Source organism: Leptolyngbya sp. NK1-12 (assembly GCF_032598965.1).
In the GTDB taxonomy this organism is placed as follows: Bacteria; Cyanobacteriota; Cyanobacteriia; order Elainellales; family Elainellaceae; genus Elainella.
On the sequence record NZ_CP053586.1, the window covers coordinates 2557949 to 2572950 of the forward strand.

General features: G+C 52.3%; 18 protein-coding genes and 1 riboswitch. Of the genes, 14 read left to right on the forward strand and 4 right to left on the reverse strand.

All coding sequences use genetic code 11. The features are described from left to right. Positions 1 to 675 precede the first annotated feature (675 nt). The 8 genes from gvpA to HJG54_RS10750 all read left to right on the forward strand — a co-directional run bounded on the left by gvpA (position 676) and on the right by HJG54_RS10750 (position 6004). The gene (gvpA, locus tag HJG54_RS10715) at positions 676 to 894 is read left to right on the forward strand and encodes a gas vesicle structural protein GvpA (protein WP_036004549.1); all 219 of its coding nucleotides are present in this window, start codon (positions 676 to 678) and stop codon (positions 892 to 894) included. Positions 895 to 992: 98 nt separating this feature from the next. Continuing rightward, positions 993 to 2156 carry a hypothetical protein gene (locus HJG54_RS10720; protein ID WP_316434888.1) on the forward strand — a complete coding sequence of 388 codons (1164 nt, stop codon included), beginning with the start codon at positions 993 to 995 and terminating at the stop codon, positions 2154 to 2156. After that, positions 2153 to 3418: a gas vesicle protein GvpN gene (gene gvpN, locus HJG54_RS10725; protein ID WP_316434889.1), complete on the forward strand. Its 1266-nt coding sequence runs from the start codon at positions 2153 to 2155 to the stop codon at positions 3416 to 3418. Before HJG54_RS10720 ends, gvpN begins: the two co-directional genes overlap by 4 nt. Then, positions 3415 to 3774: a gas vesicle protein gene (locus HJG54_RS10730; RefSeq protein WP_316434890.1), complete on the forward strand. Its 360-nt coding sequence runs from the start codon at positions 3415 to 3417 to the stop codon at positions 3772 to 3774. Before gvpN ends, HJG54_RS10730 begins: the two co-directional genes overlap by 4 nt. A gap of 17 nt (positions 3775 to 3791) precedes the next feature. Continuing rightward, the gene (gvpJ, locus tag HJG54_RS10735) at positions 3792 to 4277 is read left to right on the forward strand and encodes a gas vesicle protein GvpJ (protein WP_316434891.1); all 486 of its coding nucleotides are present in this window, start codon (positions 3792 to 3794) and stop codon (positions 4275 to 4277) included. An 83-nt stretch (positions 4278 to 4360) separates the two neighbouring features. After that, positions 4361 to 5089, forward strand: a complete 729-nt coding sequence (locus HJG54_RS10740; RefSeq protein ID WP_316434893.1) for a GvpL/GvpF family gas vesicle protein — start codon at positions 4361 to 4363, stop codon at positions 5087 to 5089. Positions 5090 to 5102: 13 nt separating this feature from the next. Next, positions 5103 to 5360: a gas vesicle protein GvpG gene (locus HJG54_RS10745; RefSeq protein WP_316434894.1), complete on the forward strand. Its 258-nt coding sequence runs from the start codon at positions 5103 to 5105 to the stop codon at positions 5358 to 5360. Positions 5361 to 5424: 64 nt separating this feature from the next. Next, positions 5425 to 5522: riboswitch (Glutamine riboswitch) on the forward strand. A 35-nt stretch (positions 5523 to 5557) separates the two neighbouring features. Beyond that, the gene (locus HJG54_RS10750) at positions 5558 to 6004 is read left to right on the forward strand and encodes a DUF4278 domain-containing protein (RefSeq protein ID WP_316434895.1); all 447 of its coding nucleotides are present in this window, start codon (positions 5558 to 5560) and stop codon (positions 6002 to 6004) included. Positions 6005 to 6149: 145 nt separating this feature from the next. Here HJG54_RS10750 and HJG54_RS10755 read toward each other — a convergent pair whose 3' ends face one another. Together HJG54_RS10755 and HJG54_RS10760 are read right to left on the reverse strand one after the other, a co-directional pair. Continuing rightward, positions 6150 to 7001, reverse strand: a complete 852-nt coding sequence (locus HJG54_RS10755; RefSeq protein ID WP_316434896.1) for a M56 family metallopeptidase — start codon at positions 6999 to 7001, stop codon at positions 6150 to 6152. Then, entirely contained in the window at positions 7002 to 7418 is a 417-nt protein-coding gene (locus HJG54_RS10760; RefSeq protein ID WP_316434897.1) for a BlaI/MecI/CopY family transcriptional regulator, read from the reverse strand. A 214-nt stretch (positions 7419 to 7632) separates the two neighbouring features. Between HJG54_RS10760 and petJ the strand changes: the two genes are divergently transcribed. The 4 genes from petJ to HJG54_RS10780 all read left to right on the forward strand — a co-directional run bounded on the left by petJ (position 7633) and on the right by HJG54_RS10780 (position 11051). After that, on the forward strand, positions 7633 to 7974 hold the full coding sequence (petJ, locus tag HJG54_RS10765; protein ID WP_316434898.1) for a cytochrome c6 PetJ: 342 nt from the start codon (positions 7633 to 7635) through the stop codon (positions 7972 to 7974). 311 nt (positions 7975 to 8285) lie between these two features. Then, positions 8286 to 9221 carry a tetratricopeptide repeat protein gene (locus HJG54_RS10770; RefSeq protein WP_316435630.1) on the forward strand — a complete coding sequence of 312 codons (936 nt, stop codon included), beginning with the start codon at positions 8286 to 8288 and terminating at the stop codon, positions 9219 to 9221. A gap of 13 nt (positions 9222 to 9234) precedes the next feature. Then, positions 9235 to 9768: a hypothetical protein gene (locus HJG54_RS10775; RefSeq protein WP_316434899.1), complete on the forward strand. Its 534-nt coding sequence runs from the start codon at positions 9235 to 9237 to the stop codon at positions 9766 to 9768. Positions 9769 to 9815: 47 nt separating this feature from the next. Then, positions 9816 to 11051: a sulfite exporter TauE/SafE family protein gene (locus tag HJG54_RS10780; protein ID WP_316435631.1), complete on the forward strand. Its 1236-nt coding sequence runs from the start codon at positions 9816 to 9818 to the stop codon at positions 11049 to 11051. A gap of 122 nt (positions 11052 to 11173) precedes the next feature. Here the strand turns inward: HJG54_RS10780 and HJG54_RS10785 are convergent, their stop codons facing one another. Then, positions 11174 to 11650: a cell division protein SepF gene (locus HJG54_RS10785; protein ID WP_316434900.1), complete on the reverse strand. Its 477-nt coding sequence runs from the start codon at positions 11648 to 11650 to the stop codon at positions 11174 to 11176. 195 nt (positions 11651 to 11845) lie between these two features. Beyond that, positions 11846 to 12964, reverse strand: coding sequence for a metal ABC transporter solute-binding protein, Zn/Mn family (locus HJG54_RS10790; RefSeq protein WP_316434901.1), 1119 nt, complete (start codon positions 12962 to 12964; stop codon positions 11846 to 11848). Positions 12965 to 13098: 134 nt separating this feature from the next. Here HJG54_RS10790 and HJG54_RS10795 point away from each other — a divergent pair, with 134 nt between their 5' ends. Further along, a complete protein-coding gene (locus HJG54_RS10795; RefSeq protein WP_316434903.1) occupies positions 13099 to 13839 on the forward strand; it encodes a metal ABC transporter ATP-binding protein in 741 nt (246 codons plus the stop codon). 213 nt (positions 13840 to 14052) lie between these two features. Then, positions 14053 to 14925, forward strand: a complete 873-nt coding sequence (locus tag HJG54_RS10800; RefSeq protein WP_316434904.1) for a metal ABC transporter permease — start codon at positions 14053 to 14055, stop codon at positions 14923 to 14925. Positions 14926 to 15002 lie beyond the last annotated feature (77 nt).

Sequence of the window (15002 nt, forward strand, 5' to 3'; positions counted from 1 at the left end):
AATTCAGGAACTTTAAGCAGTAGCAAATAGATTGAACGACTGATCATTACTGATTGCAAGGGTTATGGCTATAAAATTACCAGTTATTGCCATAAAAACCAATCATCTGTTGCAATTTTGCTGTTTTTTCAATAGCAATTTCTTCAATTTCAATTTGATTTTTTGCATTTTAATAGCTTGTTGCCAAAATCTAAGAAATTGCTTGAAAGGTGCTGAAGGCTACTTAAATCACACGCTAGTTCATCGTTTTCTAGCCCTACAGGTATTCCTAAAAGAGGATAAATGCGGCACGTGCCAGTAGCCTTTAGAAGCGCCGATCTGCCTGCTTCACAAATAGCGATCGCTCAATTTGGTTGGAATTGTTAGGAAAGTGTAAAAGCCGGGAAAAATTGATACGGCTCTACTGAGTGAAACGTTGCCAAGACCTGATGGATTTACGGCTTGTCGTATTCCTGTTAAAGGGATACCCATGCATCGACCGTTAAGTTTTTTTAGAGTATTACGTAGTTTCCCGTAGGTGCTTCCTCTGATGCAATCAGATTTCAGCATTTACGCTGTCTTAGACAGATCTGAAAGTATCTACGCTACTAGCAATGCTTAACCTAATGATGCCGATGTAATTCACTAGATTTGGCAACTTTTGTCCCCTCTCAACGTAACTTAAGGTGATTTAGCATGGCTGTTGAAAAAGTTAACTCGTCCTCTAGCTTGGCTGAAGTGGTTGATCGCATCCTTGATAAGGGCATCGTGGTTGATGCTTGGGTGCGGGTTTCGCTGGTTGGGATTGAGCTGCTGTCTGTAGAAGCGCGGGTCGTAATTGCTTCGGTAGAAACCTACCTGAAGTACGCCGAAGCGGTGGGCTTAACGGCTCAGGCGGCTGTTCCTGCTGCCTAGTGTTCTTGAGCGCTGGGTTCCTGAGCAGACTGCCATCAGGTCTCAGCGCTTTTCCCAGCATTCTATTTCTCAGCATCCTATTCCTAAGGAGAATTCCTGTGGTTTCTTTTAAAGAGACTTGGCAACAGCAGCGACAGCAACGGCAGCAGGAAGTAGTGCAGCGTCAGCAGCAGGTACAACAAACCCTCATTGAACTGCGACACTCACGTCAGCAGCAGGCAGGCCAGATGCGGCAAGACCTACAAGCAGGCCAGCAACAGTTGCATGCGCAAACTCAGAATTTTCTCTCGGTTTGTGCTGCCGATCGGGTTTTGATGGCTCAGCAGTTGCGACAGGATCTGGGCAATTTTAGGTTACAGCTCAGCGAGTCTGTAACGACTCTACGCCATACCCTGCAAACCCAAATTCATCAGCTGCAAACAGAAGTACAGGTTCAGTTGCAGCAGCATCAGCAGCGACGATTACAGTCTCAGCTAGAGTTGATGCAACAGTTAGCAGACTATGTGGAGCACTTGCGAACAGAAGTTCAGACTCAGTTAGCCGACTTTGGTACAGTGCGACAAGCGCAAGCTTGTCAGTTGCGGCAAATGCTGCGAGTAGACGGAGAGCGTCGTCGGGCCGAGGTGGCCGACCTGTTTCAAGAACTCTCAGAGTTTCGGGCTGAACTGCGGACTTATTGTGCTGAGTTACGTCGCTTAGTCTGGGGAGATGCAGCGGCGGTTGCTGCCGTGCCTTCGGTGTCTGCCTCGACTCCAACGGTTTTAGCACAGGATTTAGCACAGGGTTTAGCACAGACGGTCACTTCAGCCGTTGATACAGCCGTTAGCACAGTAGCTGCTGTTGATGCGGTGGCCATCTTAAATGCTCTAACTAATCTGGAAACGGATGCTCCTCCAACTCAAGATATTGAATTCGATCAAGGAGCCTCTCCCACGGTTCGGGTGATGCAACCTGCTGAGACAATCCAAGCTGCAACATCGCCATCCATCCCTGCGCCAGATTCTGCATCAGGCTCTGCATCAGGCTCTGCATTAGGCTCTGCATCAGGCTCTGCATCAGAACTGCTTCAGCAATCCGTCTCGGTCGAAGAGCTGATTTACATCTACTTGAGTGAATCGGGTGGAGCTAGCCTGACTGGGATTGAAACGGCGCTTGGCATCAACCGATTTCAAACGGTGGAAGCGTTGCGTAGCTTGATTCGCAAAGGATTGGTGACTCAGCGCGATCGGATGTATATGATTCAAGAGGACGTGAAGCTGTGACTACTGTTCTACGAGCTAGCCCCCGGCGATTTGTCAGTACACCGGCTATTGAACGCTTGGTAGCCAGGGCGTTTCGCTACTTACAATCAGGATTTTCGGTGCATTTACGCGGACCGGCAGGCACAGGAAAGACAACTCTGGCGCTCCATCTGGCCGATTTGCTGGCCCGTCCCATGATGTTGCTGTACGGCGATGATGACTTTAAAACATCTGATCTGATTGGCAATCAAAAGGGATATACTCGCAAACGCATGGTGGATAACTTTATCCATAGTGTGGTCAAGGTCGAAGATGAATTACGACACAACTGGGTTGATTCTCGTTTGACGTTGGCGTGCCGGGAAGGATTTACATTGATTTACGACGAGTTCAACCGGTCTCGGCCGGAAGTCAATAATGTATTGCTATCCGCCCTAGAAGAGAAGTTACTGGTTTTACCTCCTAATGGTGGTCGTAACGAGTATGTCCGGGTGAATCCTGATTTTCGCGCCATTCTCACGTCCAATCCAGAGGAATACTGCGGGGTCCATGCCACCCAGGATGCGCTGCTGGATCGGCTAATTACCATCAATATTCCGGAGCCGGACGAGCTAACGCAGCAGGAAATTGTCATGCAAAAAACCGGCATCGATCGCGAAAGTGCGGCCACGGTGGTGCAGGTAGTGAAAGGCTTTCGTACTCGCACTCAGGCTGAAAAATCATCTGGTTTGCGGTCTTGCCTGATTTTAGCTAAGGTTTGTCACGAGCATGAAATCTTAGCGATGCCGGAGAATCCAGAGTTCCGAGATATGTGTCAGGATGTGCTGCTGTCTCGTTCTAATCTGTCCCTAGCAGAGGCCACCCAGTCGCTGTGGGATCTGTTCAACGATCTGATCACGGCTCACGCGATGCAGCAAGAAGCCCAGAATTTTGCTCCTCTGTCTCGCGTGATTCCAGCTGCTGAACCAACCCCAAGCTCCACAGCGAGTCTGAATCTAACTGAAGGAGCAGACATCCTCAGTCGATGGCTGATCGAAGAACAAGCTGAGCCAGAAACCCAAGCGACAGACCAATCCAACCCGGATCCGCAATCCTCAACCAATTCACCTTCTATCCTTGCCGATGCTGTCGATGCTGTGCCTGCTGGCTCAACCAACGGTTCAGATGTATCAGAGACAGAGCCGTTTTGGGCTGAATTGGCCGTTCAAACCACCGTTCAAACCGCAGTAGCTGAACCCATTGATACCCCCATTACCGTTTTGCAAGCAGAACTAGACCAATGACCATTACAATGCCAACTTCCCCCAATCAACGCATTGCCACCGCTACCTCCGGTTCTTCTCTTGCCGATGTTTTAGAACGGGTTCTCGACAAAGGCATTGTGATTGCTGGCGACATTTCGATTTCGGTCGGCTCCACTGAACTGCTGAGTATCCGGATCCGATTGCTCGTTTCCTCGGTGGATAAAGCCAAGGAGATGGGCATCAACTGGTGGGAAAACGACCCCTACCTGAGCAGCAAAGCCAGCCAACTCCTAGAAGCCAACCGACAGCTCCTAGAAGCCAACCAGCAAATGCAAGCCCAGATTAGCCACCTGGAGACCGAACTAAAAGCACTGCAAGCGTCCGCTAGAGTCTGAACCTAGAGGCTAAACCCATGTCCCCCGCCCTGCAAATTACCCCGGCTGATCCGCTGCAATTTACGACAGAAGCCCCTAACCCGTCGAACCACTCAACGGCTGGCTTGGCTCCACTCCTGCTGACTGTGATGCAGCTAATCCGTCAATTAATGGAAGCTCAGGTAATTCGTCGCATGGAGGCCGGTCAACTGAGTGAGGTCGATCTCGACCGGGCAGCAGACAGCCTCCGCAAACTAGAAGAACAAATTCGCCAGCTCTGCCAACTGTTCGAGATTGACCCCGCCGATCTAAATCTGGATTTGGGCGAAATCGGCACCTTACTACCAAAGCCCGGCAGCTACTATCCGGGTGAAACCTCCACTAGTCCTTCCTTACTGGAACTGCTCGACCGCTTACTGCATACCGGTGTTGTACTCCAGGGCGATGTGGATCTGGGCCTAGCTCAGCTCAATCTGATCCACGCCAAATTACAGCTTGTGCTCACCTCCCAGCCCGTGCTTTGAGCTGATTTTTCTAACCCCATAGGGGCAGTGCACTCACGGCGAAGCCCACCCACCCACCCACATACCCACACACCCACACACCCATGTCCAGTCTCTATCTCTACGGCATTCTCCCTGCATCGTCGGTGCAGTTGGCTGCGGAAGGTTTGGATCACCAGCCTGTACAGACCCACGAAATGCACGGATTTACCTTTCTCTACTCCCATGCCCAACAGGACCGCTACTTGGCGAGTCGGCGCAATTTGTTGGGACATGAGCGAGTGCTGGAGCAGGCAATGGAACAAGGCTATCGAGCGCTGCTGCCGTTACAGTTTGGTATGACGATCAACGATTGGGCCACGGTGGAACAGCAGTTGATTTTACCGCAAGGTGAGAAATTGAAGCACCTGTTTGTCAAGCTCGAAGGCCGCCGCGAGGTAGGAGTCAAGGTGTTTTGGGACGCGGAACAGGAGTTGGCTGCTTTAATGGCCTCGGATGCTGACCTGCGAGCAAAACGCGATCAGCTTGTCGGAAAACCTCTGGGTATGGATCAGGTTGTGCAAATTGGACAGGCGATTGAACAAGCGATGCAGGAGCGGAAGCAGCAGGTCATTGCCACCTTTCAATCAGAATTGAACTCCTTGGCCGTTGAAGTAGTCGAAAACGAAGCTTTGACCGAATCCATGATTTACAACGCGGCCTATTTAATTGAGTGGGAAGCTGAAGCCCAATTTGGTCAACAGGTGGAAGCGCTGGATCAGCAATTTGAGGGCCGTCTCCGCATCCGCTACAACAATTTCACGGCTCCCTTTAATTTTGCGCAGTTGAATTAGGAAAGGAATAACCATGTTTCTCGATTTGCTGATGGCACCGTTGACGGCACCCGTAACTGGCCTGACTTGGATCGCTGAAAAGGTGCTGGATCAGGCTGGCGCGGAGCTGAATGTGAAAGAAAACCTGGGCAAACAGCTTCTGACCCTCCAGTTGGCGGTTGATATGGGCGAGATTTCGGAAGCTGAGTTTGAACGGCAAGAGGAAGAACTACTGCTGGCAATTCAGGCGCTAGAGGAGCAGGAGGCAGCTATGTCAGGATTTGATGACTAAAATGCTCGCCAGACTTGACAAGAATCCGAAAAACGGTAACAATAGATACAGAAAAGAAAAGTAAATCGTTCATCTTCTAGGCACGTTTTACTGATTGAGTTAACTCGATCAAAAACAGCAGCTAGAAGACGGAAGTAGGGAGTCATCCCGAAGGAACGCGCCTCAAATTCACTGCATTTCAAGAAGAGGCGAAGACCATGAAACTGACATATCGCGGAGTAACTTACGACTACAATCCTCCTCAAGTTGAGTACGGCGATCCAACTCAAGTGGGCAAATACCGGGGCGTTGATATCCGGTTCCGGACGATCAAGAAAGAGCCAGTACAACAGCCCACGCTAGATTTGCTGTATCGCGGTGCTGCTTACACCACCAACTCCACTGATTCCACAACTAATGCAGATGCTTCGACTGAAGCAGCTCCAGCAACTCCGGCTGTGCCGTCTGTGAAAGAACAGGCTCGCTGGTTGATGCTGAATCATCACAAGAACGTCAAGCGGCGTCAGCAGTCAATGTTGAGCCGTTTGGATGCCAAGGTTGGCCTGCCCGCTACCGAAGCAACTCGCTTCTGGAACCACATTCGCGGCGAAGCCCATCCCAGCTTTGAAGCATCCTATGACCGCAGCCATGCTGCTATGAGCTAGTAATAAACATGCGCCAGACAGCTCGGCAGATGGATTCAGAGTTGAATTGAAGTTTGTCTCAAGTTAGCTGGTTGGAGGCACCCCCGGTCCTAAGTGACAAAGGGGGTGTTTTCTTGTGAGAACTCTCAGCCCTCGGTTGAACGATCTACCGATGCAGGACCATAGTAAGCAGCGGGATCAGAGACAGCAGTAGCCACAGCCACGGCAGCGAAGCGGATTCCGGCAAGGTTTCTTCAGATAGGAGCGCCTCGATCCGTTCTTCTAAACGGGAGAGGGAAGTGCCAGCGCTAATGGCAGCACAGGAATGCTCCAAGGCAGGCTCCAGCCCAATCAACGGTGCTTGGGCCATTTGTAAGAGGGCTTCAGCGACCAGCAGCGGATCAACCTGCTGAGCAGCCCAGCGATCGGCCCGGACTTCCCTTAGCAGCAGTAACTCTTGCCACAGGGCTTCTGTGTTAGGGAGCCAAGCAGTTAAGTGACGCAGCCAGCCCAGCCAGAAAAACCAAAACGTATCGCGGTAGTGGGTATGGGCCTGCTCGTGGGCAATCACGGCCTGAATTTGGTCTGCGGTGAGTTGAGTAAACAAGCCTTGGCTGACCACGAGCCTTGGTTGCCAAACGCCAATCTGGGCTGCAAAGGGAACGGCGGAATCAAGCAGATAGGCCGGAGTTTGCTCAATCTCAATCGCCGGATAGTGCCGGAGTTGCCGAAATGAGTGCCACGCCTGCCCAGCGCGCCAGACCAAACAGCCCAACGCCAGAGCTAGAAATCCCAAGGCGCAGATATAGCCGATTTCACCAGCAGGTAAACCGAGCATTTGCCCCTGCCGACCCATTCCTAGAACCGCCCCTGCCGTAATCAGCAGTAGCAGCGGTGGACCGAGAAACAGCCCCAGCGTATGCCGCCAGCGGGTAGACCAGCCCAAGCGAGGCCGGAATGCCACTAACCGCATACCGCAAGCAACGCCAATCGCCAGTAGGATCAGGCTGAAATGCATCTAGTCCTCCCTGGCTTGACGAGCCGCCTTCAAGCGTTGGGCAATTGCGTCTAACTTTTCTACGCTGGCCCCATCTAAGGCATCGGCAAATGCCGCTACCACATCGGGATTGCTGACGGCCAGAAAATGCTGCAACTGCTCGTGTGCTCGCAAAATCGAGGCTTCTTCTGGAGAGACAATCGGACGCCAGCGAAAGGCCCGGTCCTGTTTGTCGCAGGCTAGCCAGCCCTTTTGGGTCAGCCGTCGCAACACGGTAGTCACAGACGCGTAGGCCAACTCCCGGTCTGGGTCGGTCAAGATGCGGTCATGCACGTCTTTAACGGTGGCGGAACCGAGTTCCCAAAGAATCTGCAAAATCTCGGTTTCGAGGGGACCTAGAGATAAATGCCTAGGACGGGGATTGGGTAAAGGTGGCATAGCTATAAGGATGGCGGAAGTCAAAAAGAGCGTAATCACGGCTCGCGCATGACAACACTGAGGTTTAGTGTAGCGGATTGGTGGCTTCACGATTCGCAATCTTTGACATCTCGTCTTTTGACATAGCTGTAACCGTTCTTCAGGATAGTGAGCAGGCAGGTGAATGGCTCGCTAGGAGTCCTTCGTCTGCTGGTGTTGAGAGGAGAACAGATTGATGAAATTGACTAAAAAGCTAATCGCTGTTTTGATTTTTGGACTGACGTTGACTATTGTCTGGTTTGGTCAACCTGCGTTTGCCTCGGACTTGGCGAATGGAGCCAAGGTGTTTAGCGCCAATTGCGCAGCTTGTCACACGGGAGGAGGCAACCTGGTGAATGCGGCCAAAACGCTGAAGAAAGAAGATCTGTCCAAGTACGATATGGCCTCTCTTGATGCGATCAAGACCCAAGTGACAAACGGCAAAAACGCCATGCCTGCCTTTGGTGGCCGCCTCACCGCTGACCAGATCGACGATGTGGCTGCCTATGTTCTCGATCAATCCGAGAAGGGTTGGTAACGGCTGTCGGAATCAGGGTGTAGAGAACTAGGGATTGGGGGTTAGAGATTAATGGGGTTCATCGGTTTGTCAAGCTAGCTCCACGCCAGTGTCCGAGATTTCAGTTAATTCATTCTCATCTGCTGCAACTGAAATAGGAAGTTTCCTGAATGACCCGAATCTCTAACCCCTTACCTCTAGTTCTGGTGCAGCTTTCCTGCTGCTGGGTGGGGCGATAAACACGATTGATAAACACGATTGATAAAGACGTAGGCTGAAGCTGATGCAGTGCATTAGCCATTAATTTCGCTTGTGAGGTTCCATTGAAAACCATGCTCTTTGGCTGCATTAGCAAGGTCGTTCTGATATGGCTGCTTTTTGCAGTCCTCTCTTTCGGTTGGCTTGCGCCAGCCTGGGCAGCTTCAACGATAGATGGACCAGGAAATGCAGATGGACCAGGAAATGCCAGGGAAATCTTGCGGGCAGGTGTTGCAGCATTTCAGGAGGGTGATTACCTGCTGGCAGTTGAACAGTTCAGCCAGGCAATTCAGCTGTATCCCAACTATGAGGCAGCTTACGGCAATCGCTGTTTGGCTCAGATTTATTTAGCAGACTATGAGGCAGCAGTTGCCGATTGTACCCAGGCATTGCAAATCAGTTCAACCGACTCGGAAGCCTACCTGAATCGCGGTTTAGCCTACTACCGTGCTGGCAATCCGGTACAGGCGCTAGCCGATTACAACCAACTGCTTCAGCTCAAACCCCACGACTTTCGGGCCTACTACAATCGGGGATTGGCCCAGTCTCAGCTACAGGCGTATCGAGAAGCGATTGTAGACTTTGGGGAAGCGCTGCGTCAGGTTTCTCCCCTTGATCATGCCATCCTGGCTGAAATCTACAATGACCGGGGATTGGCCCAACTGGGGTTGGAACATTGGCCGCAGGCGGTCGCAGATTTTGCCCAGGCGATTCAGTTCAGCAAAAGTGACTTTCGGGCCTATTACAATCGCGGCTGTGCCCATCACCATCAAGGCAATCTGACGGCAGCACTGAACGATTTTTCGCAAGTGCTTCGGATGACGCCTACCCATGCCCATGCCTACTTGAGTCGGGGGTTGATTCAACAGCAGCTCGGTAATCCAGAAGCAGCCCTAGCCGATTTACAGCATGCAGCTCAGTTTTTCCGCAACCAAGGTGCAACCGTTGCCTACCAGCAAACCCTAACTCTAATTGAAAAGCTACGCGGTTTCAGTTCGGCTATTGGATAACAGGCAAGTTGATATGCAAAGAGGATGCATTCTCCTATCTACCGTTTGTCTAACCCTATTGGGTTCAGCTGCTCAGTTGGGTGCGCTTCCCAAGACCAATCTCCAAACTCAGATAGCAGACCGTTCTGCGACACCGGGGCATCATCACTCGCCTGGGGCGTCCCATCGTTCTGGTTCGCTGAGCGATGACCACGAGCACGGCAGTCTGGAAGTTCCGACTGATCAACCCATTCCAACGGTAAACCTGATTGTGCATCCCGATAGCCGTCGGGGCTGGAATCTGGAAGTGCAGGTGACAAACTTTCGGTTTGCGCCAGAGCGGGTCAATCAGGCCAGCAGCAGTACCAACGAAGGCCATGCCCATCTCTACGTGAATGGAGTCAAGCAAACACGGCTGTACGGGAATTGGTACTATCTAGAAAGCTTGCCGCCCGGTAAACACCAAATCACAGTTAGTTTGAATGCTAACGGCCACGAAGCGTTGATGCACAACGGCCAGCCGATTCAAGCGACGGTAGAAATTGCAGTTCCAGTGGCGGTTGATTAGCTCTTTGACTAAATGATGTGCACTGAATGACGTTCGTCGGTTATGTCATGCTCGAATTCCTGCTGATATGCAGCCTGGGTTTTTTCGGTAGCTTTGGCCATTGTGCCGGGATGTGTGGTCCAATTACGGCTGCCTTTGCCCTCTCGGTGGGTCAAGCAGACGCGGCATCCAAATCGCGGGCGGTACTGTTTCATCTGCTGCTGAACCTGGGACGGGTGTTGAGCTATGTGCTGACGGGAGCGGCAATCGGTGCGTTAGGCTCGGTGTTAATGGCCGGTGGGCAGCTTGCTGGGGTGGGGAGCGGCTTACGGCAGGCCATGACTCTGGTTACCGGTAGCTTACTGATCTGGTTTGGGCTGACCCAAATTCGCCCTGGTTGGTTGCCCAAAGTGCCGCTGCTGCATCTACTGACCCAGCCGGAATTGCATCAACGCTTGAGCAAAACGATGGTGCAGATCTCCCTGACTCGCCACTGGGGCACGCCATTTTTGCTAGGAATGCTATGGGGGCTGATTCCCTGTGGCTTTTTGTACACCGCTCAGATTAAAGCGGCTGAAACCGGGCATCCTTGGCGAGGAGCCGCGACCATGCTGGCGTTCGGTTTGGGCACAGTCCCGACGATGGTAGGCGTGGGATTTTCTACGGCTCTGGTCAGTGCGGATCGCCGCAGCCAGTTGTTTCGCATTGGCGGTTGGGTCACGTTAACGATTGGCATCGTCACCTTGTTGCGTACTGGCGACATGATGGTGGATTACACCGGATACGGAGCCTTGATTAGTCTAATGCTGGCCTTAATAGCGCGTCCGATCAGCCGCCTCTGGGTTGCCCCGTTGCGCTATCGTCGTGCCCTAGGTGTGGGAGCCTTTGTGCTGGCGCTGCTGCATACGCTCCATATGGTTGAGCACTCGTGGCAGTGGAATCTAGAGGCTCTCTGGTTTATGCTGCCTCAGCATCAGTGGGGCATGGCGGCTGGGATGGCGACTCTGCTATTGATGACGCCGGCGGCCCTCACCAGTTTTGACCGAGCGCAACGCTGGTTGGGAGCTTACTGGCGCTATCTCCATTTGCTGGCGGTGCCTGGGTTAATTTTGGCTGCGGCTCATTGCATTTTAGTAGGGTCCCACTTTTTGGGCGCTTGGCAGCTAAACCAATGGAATCAGATGGCTGTGGTGCTATTAAGTCTCACCGTGGCTGTGGTGCTGCTGATTCGCTGCCGCTGGGTCTGGTCACTGCTAGGTGTGGAAAAGCTGTATGGACCGCCCAATCCAAAGCATTCTAAGTAGAACAACATAAAACATGAAACCCAAAGGAGGTGTTGTCGCCGCCCGAAGGGCGGCGACAACACTCTGAATCTTGGTTTTAATTCAGTTGAATTACTTAATTTCAAAAGTTCTAATTGAAAGCCCTAGGGCGACATCGGGGGCGGCGACATGCGGGGATTCATGGGTGGCTGCCAGGGATTGGCCTGAGGTGGCGCGGGTTCAGCTGGCATATGGGCCGTGATCTGGACAAAATTGGGCGTAAATAGAAAAATATTTGGTCCGAGCTGCCGCTGGTGTCCGTCGATGGCAAACACCCCGCCTGCTACATAGTCTGCACAACGCTGAGCCTGGTCGGGTTCCATCATCGTCAAGTTCAGCACCACCGACTTCCGCTCCCGCAGGGCCGTCACCGCATAGGGCGCTTCCTCAAACGAGCGCGGCTGCATCAGCACAACCTCCATTGTCAAACCAGGCAGCCCAATCACATTGTTGGGCAAACGCCTGCCCGCGCTGAGTTGGGCCGGAGGTGATGGCTCTAGCTCCTCATCCTCGTACTCGTCGTACTCATCGTATTCTTCAATCAACCCGAGTGCGTCACGCAGGCGTTGGAAGAGATTCATGGCAGCCATTCTAGCTAGTTCACTTGTTCTATTTTATCTCATCATCGCTAAAATGGAGTTAAAAAAGTGTGTAGTGACTAGACTTGGCGTATAGACTGAGCTGCGCACGCTAGATATGGGAACACCTCGGAGGATTAGGCCCTCTCACTTGCCGGTTTAGACATGGGGATTTAGACATGGGGGTTCAGACATGATTCAGGAGTTATTCACTGGAGCGGAGGCCCGGTCGCATTGGCCACCCAAACCATCGACAATAGTGCAGGTGTTTTCAACCAACATAGCCTGATAGGTCGGAGCCTCTGTTCCTTCGCCGCCTGGTCCTTCGACATAGAGGGGTTTGTCAGCTACCGTAATGTTGGCCTCCTTAGCCACGGTTTCCAACTGTTTGGGATTCGTTGTGGTTTCCACGAATATGGCCGGGACTTCGGCGGCCTTGAGTTGCTCCACTAGGCTAGTAATCCGGGCTGCAGAGGGTTTTTCTTCAGTGCTGAAGCCCTCAATTGCGCCTTCCAGTTCAAAGCCGTAGGCATCGGCGTAGTAACCTAGTGCTTCGTGGGTGGTCACCAGCTTGCGGTTAGTTTCTGGAATGGTGGTGACCTGAGCTTTGATCCAGCTGTCAATCTCGCTTAGCTGTTGCGAAATGGTCGTGGCATTTTGCTGATACAGTTCGGCCTGCTCAGGAACTAGCTTGGCTAAATTTTCCTGAACCGTTTCGACAATCTGCACTCCATTCTGGGCGTTATGCCAAACATGGGGATCAGGAGCTAACTCGGCGGATGCTTCCTTACTGTGGTCGTGGTCGTGGCCAGCAGCAGCTTCCTCACCGTGGTCGTGGTCGTGATCTTCTTCTGCGGCAACCTCCCCAGTTGCTTCTGTCGCTTCAGCAGTGCCTTCCTCGTGGTGATGGTGTTCTCCCATCAGAGGCTTGGGAACGGCTACTTCGTAAACGGCTACTTTGGGGGCGTTGGTTGTGGTTGCTTTGATGATCCTGATTAAGGTTGGCTCGTAGTCATAGCCGCCATAAAGCACCAGATCGGCGTCTTCGATAGCTTTGCGGTCCGAAGGGGTGGGCGTGTAGACGTGGGGGTCCTGATTGGGTGACATCAAACAAGTGACGTTTGCCGTCTCTTGGGCAATTTGCTTGGTGAGGTCACACAGCACAGTAGAGGTTGCCACGACTTGTGGTAAATCGGCAGTAGGAACGGCTTCATTGGTTCCCTCACTCTGCTGGGTTGCGGTTTGGGTACAGCCCACAATGCCGAGGCTAATCGCTAAGGCGGCACCGTAGCAGGAAACTCGTTGAGAAAAAATCATCAGGAACCTCCTGGTTTGCTCAAAAAACCTTTTTAGTTGGAATGCCGTGGAGAAGATATGAAAACGATTATCATTTATAGCATGCCGAAGCGGTAAATTGAAAACGATTATCATTATAAAACTGCAACTCGTCGATGCTAGAAGTAGACCAGCTCTCGGTGGATTACCGAGGCATTTCAGCGCTGGACAATGTCAGTTTCACCGTCGCTCCTGGTGAGCTGGTGGGGCTAATTGGACCGAATGGCGCTGGCAAAAGTACCCTGATCAAGGCATTGTTGGGCCTGCTGCCAATGCACGGACAGGTCGCCCTGTATGGCATGCCCGTCCGGCGACAGCGGCATCGGATTGCCTATGTGCCGCAGCGTTCCCAGATTGATTGGGATTATCCAATTACGGCTTGGAATGTGGTGATGATGGCTCAAACGGCCAGAATCGGCTGGTTTCGTCGTCCTGATCGGCAGGCCAACCGCTATGTGGAGGAAGCACTGCAGCGCGTAGATTTGTTTGATCTGCGGCAGCGGCAAATTGGGCAACTGTCGGGAGGGCAGCAGCAGCGGGTGTTTCTGGCCCGTGCTTTGGCCCAGCAGGCCGATTTGTTTTTATTTGATGAACCTTTCACCGGCATTGATAAAAAAACTGAAGCGATTATGCTTGGCGTTTTTGCTGAACTGCGAGCTGCTGGCAAAACCCTGCTGATCTGCAGCCACGAGTGGGGAGAAGCCCTGGACCGCTATGACCGGCTGCTGTTGCTGAACCGCACTTTATTGGCTAACGATACGCCAAAAGCGGTGATGACTTTGGATAATATTCAGCGCGCCTATGGCGAAAATCTTCAGCTCAGCAATGGCCATCTCGAAACGCTGTTCTTTTGTTGACTTACAGCCTTTACCAGGCTAATGAAGTACAAAAAATGGGGTGTAGAGGCCGTACCCCTGCGTAGGCGAAGCCCCCACACCCCTTGTACCTTACCAGAGTGGAAAAAGCTATAGCTTTTGTTAACTTCAGGCTGGCTGCAATGAACCGAGTCTTGGTTGAGGCAAAACGTTTCTCCGATTTTTCTCTGATTTTTAATTGGCAACCCTAACTTTATGATCGATTGGCTTCTGCAACCGCTGGCCTATGAGTTCATGCGCAATGCCCTGATGGCGGGTGTGATCATCGGCATTCTTTGTCCGGTGGTGGGTACTTACTTGGTCGTGCAGCGAATGGCGCTGTTGGGTGATGTGATTGCTCATGCTGTCCTGCCCGGATTGGCGATCGCCAATTTTCTGGGTATCGAGATGCTGATTGGCGCGTTTCTGTTTGGCATGCTCAGCACTTTTGTGATTGCCTGGATTCGTGCCCAGTCGCGGGTCAAGATTGATGCGGCAATGGCCCTGACGTTTGCCAGTTTCTTTGCGCTAGGCATCACCCTGCTGACGTTGCTTGACAGTCGGCTAGATCTAGAAGAGCTTTTGTTTGGCGATATTCTCAGCGTTGCGGTGGGAGATGTGTGGCGAGCTGCAGGGGTGACAGTGCTTGCGCTTGGCTTAGTTAAACTGTTTTACAAAGAGCTGCTGTTTTACACTTTTGACCGTACCGGAGCCGAGGCGGTAGGGCTGCCCGCTGACTGGCTCAACTTGGGGCTGATGGCCGGGATCACCCTAACGCTGATCGTGGGGATGAAGATTGTTGGCGTGATTCTAGTGGTTTCCCTGATGGTGGGGCCAGCGATTACGGCCTATCTGCTGGTGCAGGAATTGCATCAAATGATGATTGTGGGAGCCGCCGTGGGAGTGACAGCCAGTATTGTCGGTATGTATCTCAGCTATTACTTAGATCTGCCGTCTGGACCGGCGATTGCCCTAACTGTATTTAGCCTATTTTTCCTGGCGCTTTTATTTAGCCCCACTCAAGGAATTCTGACTCAGGCATGGTCGCGGCGGTTGGCTAAACGGGGAGTTCCTCGCGGTAGGCAGTAGTGGGTGGGGAGTAGGGAGTGGGGAGTGGGGAGTGGGGAGTGGGGAGTAGGGAGTGGGGAGATGCGGCTCGTGAGCCT